At 68.0% G+C, this 231-nt stretch carries 1 protein-coding gene; it reads right to left on the reverse strand.

Annotation, left to right across the window (positions count from 1 at the left end; all coding sequences use genetic code 11):
* Nucleotides 1–231 (reverse strand): DUF4398 domain-containing protein (locus ACLJNW_RS29050; RefSeq protein WP_410962145.1); only part of this gene is annotated, 231 nt, incomplete at both ends.

The raw sequence follows: 231 nt of genomic DNA on the forward strand, positions 1-231 counted from the left end.
CAGGTAGGCATACTGGATCACGTCGCTGCTGCTGCCCCAGTAGCTGGACAGGCGTTCGGCGCGGGCCAGCGATTCGCCGGCGCGGATCACATCCTTGGGCGCCGCGCGGAGCACGTCGGAATCTTCCTTGACCTGGTCGAACTCGCTCTGCGCCTTGGCCAGCGACTGTTCGCTGAGCTTGTGGTCGGCGCAGCCAGCCAGCGCGGCGCAGGCCAGCAGGGTGGCGAAGAG

Origin of the sequence: Salmonella sp. SAL4457 (assembly GCF_046548235.1) — a bacterium.
In the GTDB taxonomy this organism is placed as follows: Bacteria; Pseudomonadota; Gammaproteobacteria; order Enterobacterales; family Enterobacteriaceae; genus Salmonella; species Salmonella enterica.